Annotated in this window: 21 protein-coding genes; 1 reads left to right on the plus strand and 20 read right to left on the minus strand. The window is 30.7% G+C overall.

From position 1 onward, the window contains the following. Nucleotides 1-135: 135 nt before the first annotated feature. The 8 genes from KQH81_RS14570 to KQH81_RS14605 form a co-directional block, all read right to left on the minus strand. On the minus strand, nucleotides 136-1,407 hold the full coding sequence (locus KQH81_RS14570; RefSeq protein WP_168972602.1) for a patatin-like phospholipase family protein: 1,272 nt from the start codon (nucleotides 1,405-1,407) through the stop codon (nucleotides 136-138). A gap of 139 nt (nucleotides 1,408-1,546) precedes the next feature. Further along, nucleotides 1,547-2,113 (minus strand): bifunctional chorismate mutase/prephenate dehydratase, encoded by a 567-nt coding sequence (locus tag KQH81_RS14575; RefSeq protein ID WP_081670177.1) that lies wholly within the window; start codon nucleotides 2,111-2,113, stop codon nucleotides 1,547-1,549. Between the two features lie 66 nt (nucleotides 2,114-2,179). Further along, nucleotides 2,180-2,950 carry a type I 3-dehydroquinate dehydratase gene (gene aroD / locus KQH81_RS14580; RefSeq protein WP_230028447.1) on the minus strand — a complete coding sequence of 257 codons (771 nt, stop codon included), beginning with the start codon at nucleotides 2,948-2,950 and terminating at the stop codon, nucleotides 2,180-2,182. Between the two features lie 167 nt (nucleotides 2,951-3,117). Further along, the gene (locus tag KQH81_RS14585) at nucleotides 3,118-3,663 is read right to left on the minus strand and encodes an NADH peroxidase (protein ID WP_027637675.1); all 546 of its coding nucleotides are present in this window, start codon (nucleotides 3,661-3,663) and stop codon (nucleotides 3,118-3,120) included. 420 nt (nucleotides 3,664-4,083) lie between these two features. Next, nucleotides 4,084-4,410, minus strand: a complete 327-nt coding sequence (locus KQH81_RS14590; RefSeq protein WP_074846760.1) for a hypothetical protein — start codon at nucleotides 4,408-4,410, stop codon at nucleotides 4,084-4,086. Between the two features lie 226 nt (nucleotides 4,411-4,636). Next, on the minus strand, nucleotides 4,637-5,182 hold the full coding sequence (locus KQH81_RS14595) for an NADH peroxidase (protein WP_099336154.1): 546 nt from the start codon (nucleotides 5,180-5,182) through the stop codon (nucleotides 4,637-4,639). Between the two features lie 244 nt (nucleotides 5,183-5,426). Next, nucleotides 5,427-6,473 carry a type 2 periplasmic-binding domain-containing protein gene (locus KQH81_RS14600; RefSeq protein WP_230028449.1) on the minus strand — a complete coding sequence of 349 codons (1,047 nt, stop codon included), beginning with the start codon at nucleotides 6,471-6,473 and terminating at the stop codon, nucleotides 5,427-5,429. Nucleotides 6,474-6,476: 3 nt separating this feature from the next. Then, nucleotides 6,477-6,986, minus strand: coding sequence for a sigma-70 family RNA polymerase sigma factor (locus tag KQH81_RS14605; RefSeq protein WP_027637679.1), 510 nt, complete (start codon nucleotides 6,984-6,986; stop codon nucleotides 6,477-6,479). Nucleotides 6,987-7,237: 251 nt separating this feature from the next. On the opposite strand from KQH81_RS14605, the gene KQH81_RS14610 reads away from it, so the two are divergent. Then, a complete protein-coding gene (locus KQH81_RS14610; RefSeq protein ID WP_230028450.1) occupies nucleotides 7,238-7,810 on the plus strand; it encodes an NUDIX hydrolase in 573 nt (190 codons plus the stop codon). A 52-nt stretch (nucleotides 7,811-7,862) separates the two neighbouring features. Here KQH81_RS14610 and KQH81_RS14615 read toward each other — a convergent pair whose 3' ends face one another. From KQH81_RS14615 to KQH81_RS14670, 12 genes are all read right to left on the minus strand, one after another. After that, nucleotides 7,863-8,453: a hypothetical protein gene (locus KQH81_RS14615; RefSeq protein WP_230028451.1), complete on the minus strand. Its 591-nt coding sequence runs from the start codon at nucleotides 8,451-8,453 to the stop codon at nucleotides 7,863-7,865. Next, nucleotides 8,446-9,150 carry a permease prefix domain 1-containing protein gene (locus KQH81_RS14620; protein ID WP_027637682.1) on the minus strand — a complete coding sequence of 235 codons (705 nt, stop codon included), beginning with the start codon at nucleotides 9,148-9,150 and terminating at the stop codon, nucleotides 8,446-8,448. The genes KQH81_RS14615 and KQH81_RS14620 overlap by 8 nt, the downstream gene beginning before the upstream one ends. Then, a complete protein-coding gene (locus KQH81_RS14625) occupies nucleotides 9,137-9,481 on the minus strand; it encodes a PadR family transcriptional regulator (RefSeq protein WP_074846748.1) in 345 nt (114 codons plus the stop codon). Before KQH81_RS14625 ends, KQH81_RS14620 begins: the two co-directional genes overlap by 14 nt. Before the next feature lie 157 nt (nucleotides 9,482-9,638). Then, nucleotides 9,639-10,184, minus strand: coding sequence for an NADH peroxidase (locus KQH81_RS14630; protein ID WP_027637684.1), 546 nt, complete (start codon nucleotides 10,182-10,184; stop codon nucleotides 9,639-9,641). A gap of 284 nt (nucleotides 10,185-10,468) precedes the next feature. Then, nucleotides 10,469-11,536, minus strand: coding sequence for a mannose-1-phosphate guanylyltransferase (locus KQH81_RS14635; protein ID WP_027637685.1), 1,068 nt, complete (start codon nucleotides 11,534-11,536; stop codon nucleotides 10,469-10,471). Nucleotides 11,537-11,780: 244 nt separating this feature from the next. After that, the gene (locus KQH81_RS14640; protein WP_027637686.1) at nucleotides 11,781-12,776 is read right to left on the minus strand and encodes an SIS domain-containing protein; all 996 of its coding nucleotides are present in this window, start codon (nucleotides 12,774-12,776) and stop codon (nucleotides 11,781-11,783) included. Nucleotides 12,777-12,804: 28 nt separating this feature from the next. Further along, on the minus strand, nucleotides 12,805-13,632 hold the full coding sequence (locus tag KQH81_RS14645) for a PTS system mannose/fructose/sorbose family transporter subunit IID (RefSeq protein WP_074846333.1): 828 nt from the start codon (nucleotides 13,630-13,632) through the stop codon (nucleotides 12,805-12,807). Then, the gene (locus tag KQH81_RS14650) at nucleotides 13,619-14,401 is read right to left on the minus strand and encodes a PTS mannose/fructose/sorbose/N-acetylgalactosamine transporter subunit IIC (protein WP_027637688.1); all 783 of its coding nucleotides are present in this window, start codon (nucleotides 14,399-14,401) and stop codon (nucleotides 13,619-13,621) included. The genes KQH81_RS14645 and KQH81_RS14650 overlap by 14 nt, the downstream gene beginning before the upstream one ends. 18 nt (nucleotides 14,402-14,419) lie before the next feature. Then, complete coding sequence (locus KQH81_RS14655) at nucleotides 14,420-14,890, minus strand: PTS sugar transporter subunit IIB (protein WP_027637689.1); 471 nt, start codon at nucleotides 14,888-14,890, stop codon at nucleotides 14,420-14,422. A gap of 17 nt (nucleotides 14,891-14,907) precedes the next feature. Beyond that, complete coding sequence (locus KQH81_RS14660; RefSeq protein WP_027637690.1) at nucleotides 14,908-15,321, minus strand: PTS sugar transporter subunit IIA; 414 nt, start codon at nucleotides 15,319-15,321, stop codon at nucleotides 14,908-14,910. Further along, the gene (locus KQH81_RS14665) at nucleotides 15,299-16,156 is read right to left on the minus strand and encodes a sugar phosphate isomerase/epimerase family protein (RefSeq protein WP_074846336.1); all 858 of its coding nucleotides are present in this window, start codon (nucleotides 16,154-16,156) and stop codon (nucleotides 15,299-15,301) included. Before KQH81_RS14665 ends, KQH81_RS14660 begins: the two co-directional genes overlap by 23 nt. After that, entirely contained in the window at nucleotides 16,146-18,899 is a 2,754-nt protein-coding gene (locus tag KQH81_RS14670; RefSeq protein WP_074846339.1) for a sigma 54-interacting transcriptional regulator, read from the minus strand. The genes KQH81_RS14665 and KQH81_RS14670 overlap by 11 nt, the downstream gene beginning before the upstream one ends. Nucleotides 18,900-19,209: the final 310 nt, after the last annotated feature.

Raw genomic sequence — 19,209 nt, forward strand, 5'->3', positions numbered from 1 at the left:
TCTTCCCCATTGTTTGTTATATCTTTATTTTCTCAAAATTACGCACTTATTTCAAGTAATCTATCTCTCTTAATTCTCATTGTATTGTTATTTTTTTATCATTTATACGTTTTCACTTATTAATTACCTCTGCTGCTATGCAGCTCCTATTCCATATATAAATAAAGCTCCTTTAAACTCCTCTTTATTTAATGACATAACTTTTAAAATATCTTTAGGTTTTTGTGTTTCTTTTATATTTTTAATTATCTTTGCCATTATAAGTACTCTTGACTTAGGTGTTAAAACATTTTTTATCACTGGAATTATATCAATATTTTTCAAATCATCCATAGAAAATTTTTCATCATACTCAACTTTTATAATCTCTCGTTTGATTTCATCCTTAAAACTTTGAGCTGTATATATTTTTATATAGTCAATATCAAAGATATCTCCTGCTTTTTCTGCACATTGAAGTATAAATTTCTCATCGTCATTTTCACCACTCAATAGAATATTAAAAAGTTTCATGAGTTCCTCTATACATCGACCATCAAGAAGTTTGTTTCTTTCAAAATCTTCACCCATAAATGAATAAACTTCACTAAATCTCTCAAAACACTTTTCTTCTAATTTTTCAACCTCTCCATTTAAAAATGTAAAGCTTCTTCCATCCAAAACTTTAAAAGACTTCATAGCATCCGTATATCCAAGGTCTATATTTTTTTTCATCTGGCTGCTTTTAAAATCTATAATTGAACCTAGATCTCTGTATGGACTTATTCTTATTACTTCCTTTTCACAGTTTTCTCCATCTTCTTTTATAATTCCTATGGCCTTAAGATCTACAGCTATTATTTTATCTGCCCCTTTGCTCACTGCCATGTTAATTGGAAGATTATCATAGAACCCTCCATCTATATATTGCTTACCATCTATATCATGAGCTTTTACTAAAGGATATAGTGCTGCACTTGCCATTATATAATCCACTAATTTTCCTTCATTTATATCTTCTAAAAAAATAGCTTCTTCCTTATAAGCATCTTTATCTACTGTCATTATTCCAAATTTAACTTCTGAATTTCTTATATTTTCTTCATCTATGTTTTTCTCTAAGAGTTCTTTTAGTGGATTCATATTAAGCAAATCATTTTCCATCAGTTTCTCTATAACTATTTCAATTTTTGATTTTTTATCATCCTCTTCATAAATCCCACCGAACACCATCTTATTTTCTATGTTCATCCATAAGTCTAATGCTCTTTCATATTCTCCTTGTGCTATCATAGCTCCATTTATAGCTCCCACTGAAGTACCAGTAATTATATCTGCCTTTATATCAAGCTCCCTTAAAGCTTTCCACACTCCAATCTGATAAGATCCTCTTGCTCCTCCCCCTCCAAGTACAAGCGCTAAAATCATAGAAAATTCCTCCACATCTATAGTTTACTATTATATTATCCACATATATAAGAATATGTTATTCACATACAACAAAGACTCTATGAATATATTTTAGATATTCTTAGAGTCCTTGTTAATTAATTTGTCGATCCTTGGTTTATTCTTTATAACTCTTTATAACTTTCATGGCAGCTGTCTCTTTTGACAATTGATATATAAGAGCCTTCATGTTATCCTCTAGGAGATTTCCCTCAATAACTATAGAAAATCCATATTCTGTCCCAATTAAGGATTTAATTTCTTTTATATTAACTTTATAATCTCCTATCATAGATAAAATATTCCCTAAGCTGCCGCTTTGATCATCAACAGAGAGTAGTATTTCTATTCTATTGTGTTCAGTATCAGACATAAGTTCCTGTGCTAGCTCATTTAGTTTGTTTATTTCTTCTTTTCTAAGATTTAATGTTTTCTTATATTGATACATTCTGCTTACTGTCATAGTCTTTCTTATAAATGCTTCGTACTCCATAGCTATAGAGGAATCCACTCCTTGAAGAAGGTTGTTTATGATCTGAGTTTCTCTCTCTGGTTTTAATATAACATCATAATTTTCTGCTTTAACCCTAGCAACCGCATCAGCAATCTTCATTCTTTCCTTAAAAAGTGCTTTAATTTCATTATCAACTTTGTCTATTTCTTTTCTTATATCATTCAACAACATAATATTTCTAGTAAAGTTTTTAGTTAAACTTTACTAAAATTCACCTCACTCTTTCCTTATTTAATCTTATTTGTTTAAGCTTTCATGCAATACTTTTAATATTGAATTTAAGTCACCAATGCCTATCTGCCCTGGTGCTGAAGGTTTTCTAACAGCCCCAAATGTTACCGCTGATCCAAAGATTTCACCTGCTACCCTGCTTAATACTCCAATACCTGACATAGACATAGTTATGATTGGAATCTCTCTACATTTTTGATTCATTTCATTAGTGGCACTTAAAAGCTCTATAACATCACTAGAGTTTCTAGGCATAACTGCTATTTTGGCTATATCAGCTCCTAACATCTGCATCTTTTTTAATTTAGCTACGATTTCTTCTTTCCTGGGAGTATTTTGAAAATCATGATTAGATACTACTACTCTGCCTCCATTTTCGTGGCATTTTTCTATAAGTTCTTTTACTGTATCATCCCCCATAAACAGTTCTATATCAATTAAATCTGCACTCTTCTCTTCTGCAACACATAGAATAAGAGTTTTATAATATTCTATATCTATGTTTTTAGCTCCTCCCTCCTTTTTACTACGGAATGTAAATAATATAGGAATATCATAAAGGATTTCTCCTATAACTTTTAAGGTTTCTTTGACCTTTAAGATATCTTGAACTTCATCAAAAAAATCTGCTCTCCATTCAACTATATCTAGAGGAGCTGTTTTCAAAACATGTGCTTCTTTTTTTAGTTCCTCCAAATTTTCTCCTGTCATTGAAACGCAAACCTTAGGAATTCCTTCACCAATTTTAATATTTTTCACTTCTACGATACGCCTCATACATCTTCCCCCAAGCTGTTTTCCATTTATTATCCTATCATTATAACAAAATTATCATAATAATTTAACATTTTTCTTTTTACTTATGACGACATAAAAATGGGTCAAACTCGATTTGAGTTTGACCCTGTTGCTAGATAGATATGAATTTATACTATATATTTATTTTATTTAAAATATCTGTTTAATAACCCTTTGAATGCCATTCCATGTCTTGCTTCATCTTTACACATTTCATGTACTGTGTCATGGATTGCATCTAGTCCTAATTGCTTAGCTAAAGTTGCAAGGTCTTTCTTTCCTTGGCATGCTCCATGCTCTGCATCTACTCTCATTTGAAGGTTCTTCTTTGTATCTGCTGCAACTACTTCTCCTAATAATTCTGCGAATTTTGCTGCGTGCTCTGCTTCTTCAAATGCTATTCTCTTATATGCTTCTGCTACTTCTGGGTATCCTTCTCTATCAGCTTGTCTACTCATTGCTAAGTACATTCCTACTTCTGTACATTCTCCCATGAAGTTTTGGTTTAATCCTTCGATTACTCTTTCATCTATATCTTTTGCAACTCCGATTCTGTGCTCATCAGCCCATGACATCTCTTCATCTGACTTTTCTATGAACTTTGATGCTGGTGCCTTACATTGAGGACAGACTTCTGGTGCTGCTTCTCCTTCATAAACATATCCACAAATTGTACATATAAATTTTTTCATAATATATTTCCTCCTTGAAAAAACATTTTTTATATTAATCTCTTTAATTACTTTTTCTTTTGTATATTGATTTATTTTTCTCTTGTTCTCTATGTACTTATAATATCATAACAAATAATAATTGTCAACAAATAATAGATATTTTTATAATTTTATTTCTTTGTTTTAATCCTGTAGAAATCAAAGCATAGGTTTTAGCGGTCAGACAGAAGAATGGATAAATGGTACTGAACCTTCAGCGGTAGATGTTGGTTCTAAAGATTTCGCTATAATCGTTCAAAGAGATCATGAAAAAAACATGGTGCAACAAGAGCTTTTCTCATGGCAGATGAATGTAATGAAAATGCCATTCATCTCTATACTAAGCTAGGTTTCACAGCTAATAAAGATGAAAAACAAATTGACATGATAAAGTGTATATTATCTATCTTTATTTTTTTTAAATCTATAAATCTTATCATTTATCGTTATTCCCGTTGTGAAGTATGCTATAAGTAATACTATAGGTATAGCAATAAGAATCAATATGGCTACAATTCCAATTATACCAAGTCCTAATCCTACAAAAATAGCTACTAAAGCTATGGCAAAAATTATTCCTAAAGCAGCTATCAATATAGCAATAAATCCATAGGGAATTTTCTTCATTCCGCTTATTTCTTTTCCATTAATCTTTATTGTAGATTTCTTAGAAAGAATTATAGCTATTATAAGTGCTGTTGCAACAATAAGTATAAAAGTCCACATACTTGAAATCACCTCTTAAATTCTATTTTGGTATTATTTACTATTATATCAGATAGCTTATATTTTTATTATATATTCTTTTATATGAATCTATTAATTTAGTTTATAAAAAAGAATTCTAGATCACGGCTTTGCTATGATCTAGAATTCTATATATCAGCGGATTTTGTTGTAATGATTGGGAATATTTATTGGTATTACTTATTTATGTGTTAGGATTTAGTTTTTAGTTAAAATATCTGTCTAATAATCCTTTGAATGCCATTCCATGTCTTGCTTCATCTTTACACATTTCATGTACTGTATCATGGATTGCATCTAATCCTAATTGCTTAGCTAAAGTTGCAAGGTCTTTCTTTCCTTGGCATGCTCCATGCTCTGCATCTACTCTCATTTGAAGGTTCTTCTTTGTATCTGCTGCAACTACTTCTCCTAATAATTCTGCAAATTTTGCTGCGTGCTCTGCTTCTTCAAATGCTATTCTCTTATATGCTTCTGCTACTTCTGGGTATCCTTCTCTATCTGCTTGTCTACTCATTGCTAAGTACATTCCTACTTCTGTACATTCTCCCATGAAGTTTTGGTTTAATCCTTCGATTACTCTTTCATCTATATCTTTTGCAACTCCGATTCTGTGCTCATCAGCCCATGACATCTCTTCATCTGACTTTTCTACAAACTTTGATGCTGGTGCCTTACATTGAGGACAGACTTCTGGTGCTGCTTCTCCTTCATAAACATATCCACAAATTGTACATATAAATTTTTTCATAATATATTTCCTCCTTGAATTTTAACTATTATTTATTCTATCTTTAATTTAATTCTTTATTTCTAATTCATCTTTCGTTGTTGATTTATTTTATTGTTGTCTATGTACTTATAATATCATAACAAATAATTATTGTCAATAAATAATAGATATTTTTTATAAAATTATTTTTAAGTAAAAAGAAGCACCGAAATATGATTTATTTCCGGTGCTTTGATATAATTAAAATTCTTTAATCTCTTATTTAGTTTTGTCTTTCCATTCTTATTTTATCTACTGTAACTCCATCTGGATTTTCTATTTCTATAGTAAAACTGTCAGTGCAAGTAAAAGAACTTAATCCTTGGAATGTAGATTGATATGATTCTCCTCCATTAGTAAGTGTATTCATTCTTGCACTTCCACTGCTCTTATACCTATTTCCGTTATCATCTACTAGGGTTATCTTGTGCATAAGATTTTCGTAATGACCTTGTGGAAAATAGTTTATATCGATAAACATTCCTGTTGGAAGTGCCATTGCATTATTAACTTTAAAATTTTTAGATTCTGTAATTGCTTTATACGGAACCTCCCTATTTTCTGCAAACTTCCCATCTAAATTAATATTCATTTCCCAGTTTAGATTCCTTGAAACTTCTATAGCTTTATCTTCATATGGATTTCTAAAGAATATATCTTTTACAACTATTTTTAAACCATTAATTTTAGGTATCTCTGCTGAAGCTGAAGGATACAGTACATTTAGTCCTAATTTATTGTTTTCTATATCCTTATAATTTATAGAATATTTCGTCCCTCCGATTGCTCCAGCAACACCATCTTTATCAACTACATTTCCCTTATCATCATATAATTCTATATTTGCATCCATATACTTCGTATTTTCAAGAAGATTCTTGTCATGAATATTTAATTCAAAGTCAAGAGCTATGTTGGCTCTATCTACTAATATATTTTTCAGTTCTATATCATATTTAGATGTAGATATCTTTTTATCGGATATATGCTGCACATAATCCTGTTTTGCAGCCTCTTCTACCCCTGCATTATAGAAATTGAATATAAATTTTTCAACAATAGCTTTTACTGGTGTTGAAGTCCCTATCATAACCGCAAGTGCCAAACCTGCTGCTGCAATATATGTTTTTTTCATATGCTTATTCTTTTTCCTTCCCTTTTCTTCACTTCTTATCTCATCAAAAGCCATATTTATTTTATTTGATACTTCCTCTGGAATCTCAAAATCATTCTTATTTAATTCAAATAATTCCTTTTCTAAATTATCCATTACTTAAATTACCTCCCCTTTACTCTTATAAACTTTTCTAAGTTCACTTCTAGCTCTGCTGAGCTTAGATTTTACTGTACCTTCCTTTTCCTCTAATATATAAGAAATTTCTCTTATGGAGTATCCCATGATGTAATATAAATTGATAACATTCTTATAGTCTTCCTTTAGCTGATCTATTGCATCTTGCAAATCTTCATTTGATGATACTTCACAAACTTCTTCTACGGCTTTAAAATCATCTAATAAAACTATCTTTTTATTACTATTTAAAATCGAATTGCATTTATTAATAAATATTCTAACGAGCCATGTTTTGAAAAATTTTGGTTCTTTTAATGTATTTATTTTTTTATAGGCTGTTAGGATAGTTTCCTGCATAGCATCACCGATATCCTCATCATTAAGTCTCATACTCTTTCCTATCTTATATAATTGTTTTGTACAGCTGTTTATTGCTTTAATAAAAGCTTCTCTGTTTCCTCTCTGAGCTTTGTATATTAGTATTTCCATGGTTCACCTCTTGTCTTTAAATTGCACAATTTAAATCTTTTACGCCTATTAGATAAATTAACATCGATAAAGGTTGCAATTATAAAGATTTTTCTTTTTCTTAATTATAAAGTAAAACTTCAACGTACAATTTACTTAAATATAGTTATACATATTTTTCATTAATATTTGGATGAAATTACTTATATAAGTATTAGTAAATATGTTAAAAATAATAATTGAAATTTATTTTTTATTGGAGGTCTTTAGAAATGACTTTATTAGATGTAATTTCTCTTTGGGAAGGTAAATATATTAATTTATTCAAGCTAAACCTTTTAAATAGAAAAGGAAATCCTAAAGATTATTTTATAATAAGCAGGCGAAAGAAAAAAGATCTTATATGTCTCACAAAAAATTATGATATCTGTGATGGTGTCATAGTGATACCAATCACTAGTGGCAATGAGGTAGTTTTAGTAAAGCAATATAGACCAGCAATAAATGATTACATATATGAACTGCCTTCTGGAATGGTTGATAAAGATGAGAATTTTGAGTGCGCTGCTAAAAGGGAATTGTTTGAAGAAACAGGTTTAAAGTGCAAAAGTTTGAAAGTGGTTTTAAGGCCTTCTTTTTCTTCTGTAGGAATCTGCGACGAAACCACAGCTGTAGTGAAAATGGATGTTGAAGGCGAAATAACAAATGAGCACATAGAAGATAGCGAGGAGCTTGAAGTTTTAAAAATCCCAATAAGTGAAGCTAAAGAATTTGTACTATCCCATCGTTTTTCTATAAAAGGAGCGCTTATACTCTTAGCTATAGATGAATTTGTAAGTTTCTAAAATTCTTCACAAAAAACAGGAGATAGCACTGCTGCTATCCCCTATACATCTTCTATTCGTATTCCTGACCTTTATAGCTCACTTTATATACTGGATTTTCGTTTTCATCTAGTCCAACGATCATTAGGTCACTATTATCATAACTTTGTCTGCTACTATCCCACCGGAATACATAGGTGCCACCTTTCATATGATTTTCTTCTAGAACTTCTAGATTTCCATCATCCATAATGATAAGTCTAACATCTTTTATATTCTCATCATTTATTACTCCCCAAATCATCCATTCATATCTTGTGTGTTTTTCATCAATAGCTTGTCCAAAATAATATGGATTTATAGTAAGTGGCTTGTCCTTTTTATTTTCTGAAATGCGCAGAGAATTCTTTCCTCTCCATAATCCGAATTTATGTCTTTTAGCACTGTCAATAGAATTCCATTTGTCATATTTAGACACATATATGACTTCATCATCTTCTTCTATGATATTTATTATTTCTGATGGTCCATAGTAACTTTTTTTCTCTATTGCTTTGTGTACTCCAAGCGGTGTGAATCTAAATCCTACTTGTATTCCAAAAAAATATACACAGACAAAGATTAAAACAACTAAATTTATTATAAACTTTTTCTTTTTATTCATTCTCTTCACCTGTAAGAGGTATTTCAACTCTCATCTTTCTATTGTATTTATCATAATCTAATACTATTTTATCTGACCCTCTTGCATTAAAGATTATAGCACTCCTTTTGAAAAAAACACCACTTCTTTCATTTCCATATCTACCTTCTATTCTCTCTCCATTGTCCGTATACGCCTCAAATCCCCATGTTGTAGAATAATTATCTATTGAAGATAACCTAGTAGGATATTGCAAAAACTCAATCCACACATCTCCATCTTTATATAGCACCACATTTTTAAACTTTACAGCTGTATCATCAATTTTACCTTTGAGATCAAGCTTTTTCTCATATACTATATCAGATTTACTTTTCCCTGGTTTAAATGGCTCAAGTTCTGAAATTAATGAAAATGCAAACCAAAAGATTAAAACACCCATTGATACTTTTGCTGCTATATTGGTTATAAAAAATATCCATCCCAATATAGGATTGTGAACCTTATTCAAGGATATTCCTATGGTGTCTGCATCTCCCATAGATTCGATAGCTTTTGCTACAGCTTCTTCTTCGCTTACTCCATCATGTTTTAAATCCCATATTCGTTCATTTATGTGGCTGCCTATTTCTTCTCTTATAGCTTGTCTATCTCTTTTGTATTTCACATGACTGCATATCTCGTCCAGATATTCTTCTATCTCTTTACGCCAAGGCATAGCCTGATCCCCCTAAAACTTTGTTTACCTTTGAAGCAAATAGATTCCATTCTTCTTTTTTTTCTTCTAAAAGCCTAAGTCCTTTTTTTGTAAGCCTATAGTATTTTCTCTTTCTTCCCATTTCAGACTCTTTGCTATAGGACTCTACCATACCATCAACTTCAAGGCCATGCAGAATAGGATACAAAGTTCCTTCTTTTAAGCTAAAAGTTTCATCAGATTTCTTCTCTAATTCTTTTATCATCTCATAACCATACTTATCACCATCTTTTAATAAACTAAGAACAAGCATAGTTGTACTTCCTGTAATTAAACTCTTATCTACTTTCATATAATCACCTCATTATTTAATACATAGATTATCTATGCTTTAATTATACATCGATTATCTATGTATATCAAGATAAAAAAAGGAACTGAATGGTAAAATTCAGTTCCTTTAGGGGGAGTTAAAATTCTTTTTATATTATAGGAGTTAGATTTAAATCTTATTTAAAATATCTGTTTAATAATCCTTTGAATGCCATTCCATGTCTTGCTTCATCTTTGCACATTTCATGTACTGTGTCATGGATTGCATCTAGTCCTAATTGTTTAGCTAAAGTTGCAAGGTCTTTCTTTCCTTGGCATGCTCCATGCTCTGCATCTACTCTCATTTGAAGGTTCTTCTTTGTATCTGCTGCAACTACTTCTCCTAATAATTCTGCAAATTTTGCTGCGTGCTCTGCTTCTTCAAATGCTATTCTCTTATATGCTTCTGCTACTTCTGGGTATCCTTCTCTATCAGCTTGTCTACTCATTGCTAAGTACATTCCTACTTCTGTACATTCTCCCATGAAGTTTTGGTTTAATCCTTCGATTACTCTTTCATCTATATCTTTTGCAACTCCGATTCTATGTTCATCAGCCCATGACATCTCTTCATCTGACTTTTCTACGAACTTTGATGCTGGTGCCTTACATTGAGGACAGACTTCTGGTGCTGCTTCCCCTTCATAAACATATCCACAAATTGTACATATAAATTTTTTCATAATATATTTCCTCCTTGAAAAAAACATTTTTTATATTTGTATATTAACATTTCTAATTACTTTTTCTTTTGTGCTTTGATTTATTTTTTCTCTTGTTATCTATGTATTTATAATATCATAACAAATAATAATTGTCAACAAATAGTATGTATTTTTTATAAAATATCTTTGAACAAAAAAAGAACAAGCCTCAAATTATTATTTAAGACTTGTTCTTTTAAATATATCTATATAGATATATTTATCTGATAGAGTTAAACTCCATCTAAAGCTAAGACTTCAATTTATAAATATCTATAATACTCTTTATTATTTTGCATTTCATTGAAAAGATGTTTAACTTCTTGGTCTTTGCCTTTTTCCATTATCAATATTACATCACCTGCGTCAACTACGACTAAATCTTTTATACCAAATCCTATAATCAGTTTCTTATCACTGAAAATTGAGCAGTTTTCACTTTGGTTTAGATATACATTATCTGATATATGGTTTCCTTCCCTTTCATCTAAGAATCTAGATAATGCAGCAAAACTTCCTATATCATCCCATATAAATTCAGCTTTTATTACATATGCTTTTCTTGTTCTTTGCATAATTCCAAAGTCAACAGAAATTCCATCAATCAAATTATATTGAGTTCTTATGATCTCCATCTCATTTTCTTCCCCTAGGTTTTGATACACCACCATAAGATGCTTATACATCTTTGGAAGATATTTTTCCATTTCTCTTAAAAATACATCAGCCCTCCAAACAAACATTCCTGAATTCCACAAGTAATTCCCTTCTAATAGAAAGTCCTTAGCAACTTCTATATTAGGTTTTTCTGTAAACCTTTCTATTTTAAAAGTAGCTATAGATCCAGCTACCCTTTCTCCCATTTGAATATATCCGTATCCAGTTTCAGGTCTTGTAGGACTTACCCCTATCGTTATAAGTCCCCTCCTCCTCTCTGCTATTTCAAGGCCTTGTGTCAATGTGTCTAAAAACTCCTTTTCACCTTCAATGTAATGGTCTGAAGGAAGTACAACCATCACTGCATCTTTGTCCTTTTTCAAAAGTTTTATTGCAGATAATCCTATACATGTTGCCGTCTCTTTATTTTGGGGTTCTACAAATATATTCTCTGAATCAATTTCTGGAAGTTCCTCTTTTATTTTTTCAATATACTCCTCATTAGTAACAACATAGATATTTTCTTTAGGTATTATTGGTTTTATTCTATCTACGGTGTTACGGAGAAAGCTCTTATTGTTCACTACTTTCAGAAATTGTTTGGGATTTGATGATCTAGATAATGGATAAAGTCGCGTTCCCTTTCCTCCTGCTAATATTAATGCATATTGCAATATAGCTCACTCCAATTATTGATACATTTTATAATATGAAGCGGCAATTTATATTGTGAAGGTTTATTTTAACAATTTTTCAATATGTTAATTTCAGAAGTTTTAATAAATTTTTATATGAACAAACTTTTTAATTTAAACTCATAATAGTAATATAAAAAAACTGCATAATACTATCAATACCTGATTATTATCAAATATGATTTAATATATATGCAGCTTAAAAATTTAATTCTTTATATTATTAATAATCTAATTTTCTGTAGTAACGACGTATATCCATAGGATGGCGTGTTTCTACTTCCATATGTGCATCAATTCTATTAGTTACTGCATGCATAACTAAGTGAGATATATGTCCTCTATATTTTTCACTAATTCCTTTTAATTCAAAATCTTTTGTATCAATTATTGTATAGTTTTCACAGATTCTAGGAAGGAAATTTACTACTCTTTCAGACAGAGAACGTTGTGAATCTTCTCCAACAAATACTGTAACAGGCACTTCTTTTGTTATAATCTCAAACATACCATGGAAAAACTCACCTGATGTAATAGATTTGGTTTTAATCCAAAGCTGCTCTTCCCAGTAACACATTGCATAAGAGTAAGTTGCTCCCCATTGATTTCCTGCACCCACAAAGTAATGTATCTCATCATTCCAATGTTTCTTTGCAAATGCTTCTCCAAATGAATCAGTTTCTTTCTCTACATCTACTAAAGCTTGTGCAAGATGCTCATCAAATTCTTTATACATATCCTCATAGTCATCAAATTCTCCATTATTGTATAAGAATCTATCTGCTACCATAAAGAACTTTAACTGCTCATTAGCTTTATATGCTATTTCATAGTCTACCATTTTTGCAAGTTCTGTTGTATCTATATCAATAAACCCTATAACTTTAGCTCCCTCTTCTTGCATCTTTTTTACAGCTTTTACAACTTCGATAGTACTTCCTGTTACAGAAGAAGTAACAACAACTGTTCCTTTTCCTATTCTTTTGTTGCCTGTTGTTAAATACTCTGACGCATTTTCAGCCCAAGTTTCTATTTTAGATAATTCTTTCATATGAACTGTTGCTTGCATACTGCTTGCCCATGTTCCTCCAATACCTAACCAGCAAATGTTAGTATATCCTTCTTTACATATTTCATCTACAACCTTATTTATTTCTCCTCTTAAAGCTAGCGCTCCATTTACACTCTCAATACTTGCTTTTTCATTAAACTTTAACATTTGTTTTTTCCTCCCTTATTTTTTATATTTAGCCAGCTAATACACCGAAGTATGCTCCAATGATTCCTACAATCATTGTTCCAACTATAAGCATTATTGGATTTACCTTCTTTTTTAATAACCAATAATACAACCACGTTCCACCTAATCCAATCATACCAGGCATAATACCATCTAATACAGATTGTAAAGTGGTGATTTCTTCTCCTACTGCACCAAGCTGAATATTTATCGTAGTCCATACCATGTCTTTAGACATACACCCAATTACCATAACTCCTAGTATACTAGCAGCAGCTAAAAGCTTGTTCATCATACCATTCTGCTGCATCTTCTGTAAGTAATTAAATCCTATATCATATCCAAGATGTGCTCCAAAATATCTTACTATAAATGCAGGGATATTATATAAAAGGAAATATAAGATAGGTCCTAATATGTTTCCAGTTTGAGCTAAAGAAATACCAATTCCTACAGCTATTACACGTAGACATCCAACAAAAATAGAATCACCGATCCCGCTTAACGGTCCCATAAGTGCTGTTTTTATGCTAGATATTGCTTCCCCATCTACCTCTCCACGAGCCTTCATTTCTTCCATTGAAGCTACTATTCCGCCTACAAAAGGAGCAAATTGAGGAGTTATATTAAAGAATTCTAAGTGTCTAACTAAAGCTTCTTTATAACCTTCTTCATCATTCTTATATACTTTTTTTAGAATTTTATTAATCATCATAGCAAATGAAATATGCATTTGTCTTTCATAGTTCCAAGAAAACTCCATTCCTAAGGATCCTTGGTTAAAAGCCATATTTGTTATATCTTTTTTTGTTATTTTTGAATTAGAAGTCTTCATCTTCCATTACCTCCTCTATAACTTCCCCTCCTACAGTTACCGCTGCAGCTTTTGGCTCTAAGAAGTTAAATTTAACAAGAATTAAGATAACTCCAAGAATAGCAACTCCTAATATAGGCACTTTCATATAAGAAGCTAATGCAAATCCTAAAAAGTAGTATGGTACATTTTGTTTATTTACTGTCATACGCATTAACATAGCAAATCCTAATGCAGGTAATAATCCAGCAGCAGCAGCCATACCACTAGTTACAAACTCTGGAATCGCATTAATCATATTTCCTACAACTTCTGATCCTAAGTAAAATGCAAAGAATACTAGAAGGAAACGACGAACGATTGTAAGCATACCAATAAGCCAGTGAGTAGCAACGACCCCTCGATAATTGCCCTTTTCTCCATATTTATCCGTAAATCTAAGTATAATGGAGTTAAATACATTAAAGAAATTACCCATTGCCTGTGATAACAAAGCAATTGGCATTGCTAACGTTACTGCAGTTTCAATTCCATTCCCCATTGAAATAGCGAATGCAGTTGCCAATACTCCACCTACAATTGTATCTGGAGGTATATAAGCTCCAACACTTACTGCACCCATAAAGAATAATTCAAGACTTGCCCCAATAATAAGTCCTTGTTCTACATTTCCAAGTATAAGACCAACAAGAGGTCCCAAAATGATAGGACGGTTGATGTAGAGAGAACCTAACTGATCTCCAAATACACCTAGGGCAGCAACCAGTCCAATTAAAATTGCTTCTAACATATCCTTATCCCCCTTTTCTTATAAAACATTTTGTACAGGTACACTATTTTCAGCAGCTAATTGACGAATCTCAACTTGTAATCCACGACTTAACATATCTTTGATATCTTTCTCATCTTCATCCCCAATGAAAATAGCTTTGCTAATTTGTCTATAACCATCTTGTTTTTTTGTTCCACCAAGATTAATGCTTTTTATAGCTGAACATTCTTTACTTAAACGATTTGCATCTTTAATGTTCTGTACAACAATTAATAATTTGTACTTGTCTGTAACTCCACTATTAATTGCCTTTATAGAATCCTCAATATTTTTGATTACTAGCTTTACCCCTGCAGGTTTACCTAACTTTAATGTAGTTTTCCACATTTCATCATTCACAACATGATCACTAGCAACTAAAATACAATCTGCACTAACTGCATTTGTCCATGAGAATGCAACTTGTCCATGTAAAAGACGATGATCAACACGACATAATTTAATCATTTTAATTCCTCCTTTCTTTAAAAATCCTCTTCTTCAACTGATTTATCTTTTTTTCTATTGCAATACACTATACCTTGTAATTCCTCTGAAAATATTTGTTCCATCAAAACATCAAAATTTTCATCTTTTGATAAAAATATATTAATTAATATTGGAAGATTTATACCTGTTAGCAAATAGAAGTTTTCTCTTCGAATATATTTCATCATTTCATTGTTAACGCTTCCACCAAATATATCAGTACATGTAATAATTTCATCATCTTCTGGAATACTATCAATGGTCTTTTGAATCTGCTGCTTCAAGTCAAAACCATCTTCAACATAGGCTGTGATAATATGTACGTTTTCTTGCTCTCCCATAATAATCTTTATAGCTTCATAAAGCCCCTGAGAGAATGTTCCATGACTAGCTAATATATAATGTCTCATCTTTTTCTCCCTCCAGTTTCTCAAATGTACTAATAGTTTTTTCTTCAGCAATCCACGGTTTCTCATAGTATCTTTGTGTTGCAGTCTCTAATGATAAAAATCCGTTATAATTATATCTTTGAAGATCATTTAAATCTTTCTCTAAATCTCTATCCCCATCAGACCACGCTAAATGTCCTGTAGGTTTTCCATCAACAAAATGAATATGTCTAACATCATCTCCAAAAGTTTCAAAATATTCTTCAATAGTATTTTGTGCTCTTGACATAGCTCCAAAATCAATGCACACCTTCAAATTGCCGCTGTTAACATCTTCTCTATATCTCTTAATATCATTTACACTATTTACAAGTAAAGACTCATCTATTTGTAAAGCTTCTAATACAAGCATGATGTCTTTCTTTTTCGAGTATTCCGCAATCCTTTTCATCATACTTACAGACCTATTCCATGCATCTTCTATAGGTTCATTGTAATATGCCCATCCACTTGTTACTAAAACTTGTTTACACCCTATCTTGTCCGCTATATCTATTATCTGTTTATAATATTTATAGACATTTTGTTTTCCTATTTCAGATTTCACTGCTATATTGTTAGGCTTTGGATTGGTTTGCTCAGGACATAATCCGATAATTTTAATTTTGTACTTTTCTGATAATAGTTTAAGAATTTCTACATCATCATGTTGGTTGTAATCAACAAAAAAATGCATAGGGCCTGTCCATAGTTCTACATACTTTATGCCATTTATATGGGCATGTCTAAAAAACTCTTCCAATTCATAAAAACGGTAATGACAATTCATTGCACATAACCTAGATTTAAAATTCATCTTCTCCACCACCTTTTAACTCATCATTTTCAATGTACTCATATAAATAAGCAATTTCACTAATAGGCATTTCCACATTATAGTGAGAAAGCATCGCTTCGAAACTATTGTTAACCTTATCTATGAAATCCTGATGAGTCTGTATAAAGTCCTCTAATCCTTCGTATTTATATAATGCTGTTTTAGTTACAAGTCTCTCTACAAGAAAACAAATATGAATGTAAATCCCTACAATTGTTTTGCTTTGAAACTTCTTCCCAATTGTATGTTGAAGTGAGTATATAGAATCACTTACATAATCCAGCAATTTAGGCGCGTTAAGTATGGTCAAATTTTCCATAACTGACTGCATTGAGAAATTTTTCAATAGTTCTTGATCAAAACATTCTATTTCCTCTGTACTTAAGTAAGGTCTTAAAGCATTATTTACTTTGTCTATGTCTTTAAAATTAATAATCTCTTCCAAAGTAACGCTCTTTACCTTTTTTAATTTTAAGGAATATGGTTTAATCATTAAAACTACATCGTATTTTTTGAATAGAATATCCTCTGTTTTGTTTTTAACTAATTCATCATAGTCATATTCAATCATTTTCAAATCTATCTTTCTTGGCAAACTATCTTTAAATAAACGACATAACTTTTCAGATACCATAAGTCCTGCATCATTTGTGAATACGATAGCCTTTTCTTTTGCAGCTACAGATAATACTTTATATCTACATTGATTTTCTTCACATGCTATTTTTAGTATTTCCTCTAATTCACAATGCTGCTGAATTTTTATCCCTATGTTTAATGCTAATGAAGTTGATATATTATTTATCACACCTACATTTACACTATCTGCAATAACTTCCCCAATTCCTTCTAGAGATCCCATATCAACAAGTAAAATAATATTTTTTAAATGAGTATTTTCTTCTATAAACTTATTTAACTTATCACTAATTTTTTCAACAGATGTATTTAAAGGCATATCAATTGCTTCAAATATATATGATGATAATAAAGAATTCGCCGCATCAGCTATTGAACTAGCTGTAGAATATCCATGACTTAAAATTATGCCTATAGTATCTTGCGACCTTAAATCTTTGTTATAAAAATTGATATTTATCATAAGAAATATAATGTTCATTTCATTCAGTCTTATATTTATATTTGATTGTATTTGCTTGACAATCATATCAGTAAGAATATACTCATTAGGCATATTTTCACACATTCTTGTTAAGCATTCTCTTATTTCCTTACGATTATCCTGTTCCCATTGCTTAAGCACTGAGTTATTTTTTTGATAAGAAATTATCATTCTAGTCAAAACATAAGCGCAGTTTAAAGGCAAGTTTATGCTTTTGGCTGATTTCACAGCATTTAAGACCTCTAAAACAATCTTTTCCATTGCTTTTAATCTGGCATCATAATAAGTTTCCTTAAATATTAAAATATCGTAATAGTATCTAAGTGCTTTATGACCATGTTCTAAAAACTTAGAAAATGGCTGCATTTCTAATACATACTCATTATAAGCATTTAACATTTGATCCCACATTATAAGGATTCTATTGTTTTTCGATTCCTTTTCAATGCTATCTATGCGTATTATATTGTCCTCATCCTTAGATACCTTATCTACTGTAATCTGATTCATCATATTAATAGGCAAATGATACAAGTAGACATTTACAAAAGTAGAAGAAGTACATTCTGAGAATGCATTTGCACATATAGATTTTACGCATTTGTTTAATTCATTTATGTTATTTTCAAAATGGTATTCCATCAAAAATTGAATTAATTTTTCTGATATATATATTGAGCGATCCAATCTGTTTTGCTCTTCTTTAAAAAATTTTATAATGAACTCCAAACGTTCATCATCATTTCTATCTCTTAAAGAAGGAATGTTGCATATTATAGGAATATTCAACACTAAACTTTGTGACAAAGAGTCGTATGGGTTCTTTGTAGTACTTAAAATTATTCTTGTATTTCCTTCTACAAGGACTTTGTCATCACCAAATCTTGTAAATTTAGAACTGCTTATATATTCCGACAATTTTTCTTGGCATTTCTCAGTTAAATTAGAAGCATCTTGAATACATAATATTCCTCCCTCTGCTTCATCTATCAATCCCTTCTGCATAACCTTTTCTTTTTCATCATACTTTCCAAAAATTTCTTCCATTTGTTTCTGTGCATCTTCTCCTTTGAAGATACGTTTTTTTACTAATGAAGATTGTTTCTGTGTAGGTATTTGATTCATGCAAAATTCATGAATAAGTTTTACTAAATAAGATTTTCCACTTCCTTTTTCCCCATATAAAATAATTGGAAGACCTCCCTGTGGATATAGAAGCGCGGATTTCATTTGTGAAATACAGTAATTTAAACTTCCATCACATCCTATGGCTTTTTGAAAATCCTTTAAATTAGGACTGTTTTGATTTAATTCCTCTCTCAATTCAGCTAAGCTTAAATATTCAGACATTTTCATTTCTATCTGATATTTTTTTTCAATCTCATTTTTGTCTATGTAATAAACTGGTCTTGAACTAATCTTTATCACTTCATTCTCTTTTACAAGATCATTTAAATATTGTGATGTTAAAGATCTAGATATATTTAATGCCTTACTTATGTTGATAGTAGTGAATCCAGACATTTGTTCCATATTAAAGTTACGGCTTAGCTTACGAAGATATTGGATTATCTGAATTTTAGAAGCTGTATAACTCATATAACCACCCCTCTTTCCAATATCGTTTTCTTCTACGATATCATTATAAATTTGCTTTTATTCTGAGTCTTTAGTTCTATAAATTTTCAACACTACCTACCAATTTTATTTTATTTTAAACACTATGCATTTTTCAACATAAAATAGTGTTTAATTGTCCAACACTGTCTAATTCTATCTTGTAGTGTCAAATTTTCAATAAATGCTTATTTTATCTCTAAATTTTATAAACACTATCTTTTAAACTGAAATAAGTTATATTTTTGATATCCTCATTTCAACAGAAAAATAAATTAAATATTTATATAAT

It is taken from the genome of Clostridium cadaveris, from assembly GCF_020911725.1.
GTDB lineage: Bacteria > Bacillota > Clostridia > Clostridiales > Clostridiaceae > Clostridium_X > Clostridium_X cadaveris.

Bases quoted from the DNA above. Each gene is read 5' to 3' on its own strand.
- KQH81_RS14570 (WP_168972602.1), bottom strand. From the start codon at position 1,407: ATGATTTTAGCGCTTGTACTTGGAGGGGGAGGAGCAAGAGGATCTTAT.
- KQH81_RS14575 (WP_081670177.1), bottom strand. From the start codon at position 2,113: ATGTTGTTGAATGATATAAGAAAAGAAATAGACAAAGTTGATAATGAA.
- aroD (WP_230028447.1), bottom strand. From the start codon at position 2,950: ATGAGGCGTATCGTAGAAGTGAAAAATATTAAAATTGGTGAAGGAATT.
- KQH81_RS14585 (WP_027637675.1), bottom strand. From the start codon at position 3,663: ATGAAAAAATTTATATGTACAATTTGTGGATATGTTTATGAAGGAGAA.
- KQH81_RS14590 (WP_074846760.1), bottom strand. From the start codon at position 4,410: ATGTGGACTTTTATACTTATTGTTGCAACAGCACTTATAATAGCTATA.
- KQH81_RS14595 (WP_099336154.1), bottom strand. From the start codon at position 5,182: ATGAAAAAATTTATATGTACAATTTGTGGATATGTTTATGAAGGAGAA.
- KQH81_RS14600 (WP_230028449.1), bottom strand. From the start codon at position 6,473: ATGGATAATTTAGAAAAGGAATTATTTGAATTAAATAAGAATGATTTT.
- KQH81_RS14605 (WP_027637679.1), bottom strand. From the start codon at position 6,986: ATGGAAATACTAATATACAAAGCTCAGAGAGGAAACAGAGAAGCTTTT.
- KQH81_RS14610 (WP_230028450.1), top strand. From the start codon at position 7,238: ATGACTTTATTAGATGTAATTTCTCTTTGGGAAGGTAAATATATTAAT.
- KQH81_RS14615 (WP_230028451.1), bottom strand. From the start codon at position 8,453: ATGAATAAAAAGAAAAAGTTTATAATAAATTTAGTTGTTTTAATCTTT.
- KQH81_RS14620 (WP_027637682.1), bottom strand. From the start codon at position 9,150: ATGCCTTGGCGTAAAGAGATAGAAGAATATCTGGACGAGATATGCAGT.
- KQH81_RS14625 (WP_074846748.1), bottom strand. From the start codon at position 9,481: ATGAAAGTAGATAAGAGTTTAATTACAGGAAGTACAACTATGCTTGTT.
- KQH81_RS14630 (WP_027637684.1), bottom strand. From the start codon at position 10,184: ATGAAAAAATTTATATGTACAATTTGTGGATATGTTTATGAAGGGGAA.
- KQH81_RS14640 (WP_027637686.1), bottom strand. From the start codon at position 12,776: ATGTTAAAGTTTAATGAAAAAGCAAGTATTGAGAGTGTAAATGGAGCG.
- KQH81_RS14645 (WP_074846333.1), bottom strand. From the start codon at position 13,632: ATGAAGACTTCTAATTCAAAAATAACAAAAAAAGATATAACAAATATG.
- KQH81_RS14650 (WP_027637688.1), bottom strand. From the start codon at position 14,401: ATGTTAGAAGCAATTTTAATTGGACTGGTTGCTGCCCTAGGTGTATTT.
- KQH81_RS14655 (WP_027637689.1), bottom strand. From the start codon at position 14,890: ATGATTAAATTATGTCGTGTTGATCATCGTCTTTTACATGGACAAGTT.
- KQH81_RS14660 (WP_027637690.1), bottom strand. From the start codon at position 15,321: ATGAGACATTATATATTAGCTAGTCATGGAACATTCTCTCAGGGGCTT.
- KQH81_RS14665 (WP_074846336.1), bottom strand. From the start codon at position 16,156: ATGAATTTTAAATCTAGGTTATGTGCAATGAATTGTCATTACCGTTTT.
- KQH81_RS14670 (WP_074846339.1), bottom strand. From the start codon at position 18,899: ATGAGTTATACAGCTTCTAAAATTCAGATAATCCAATATCTTCGTAAG.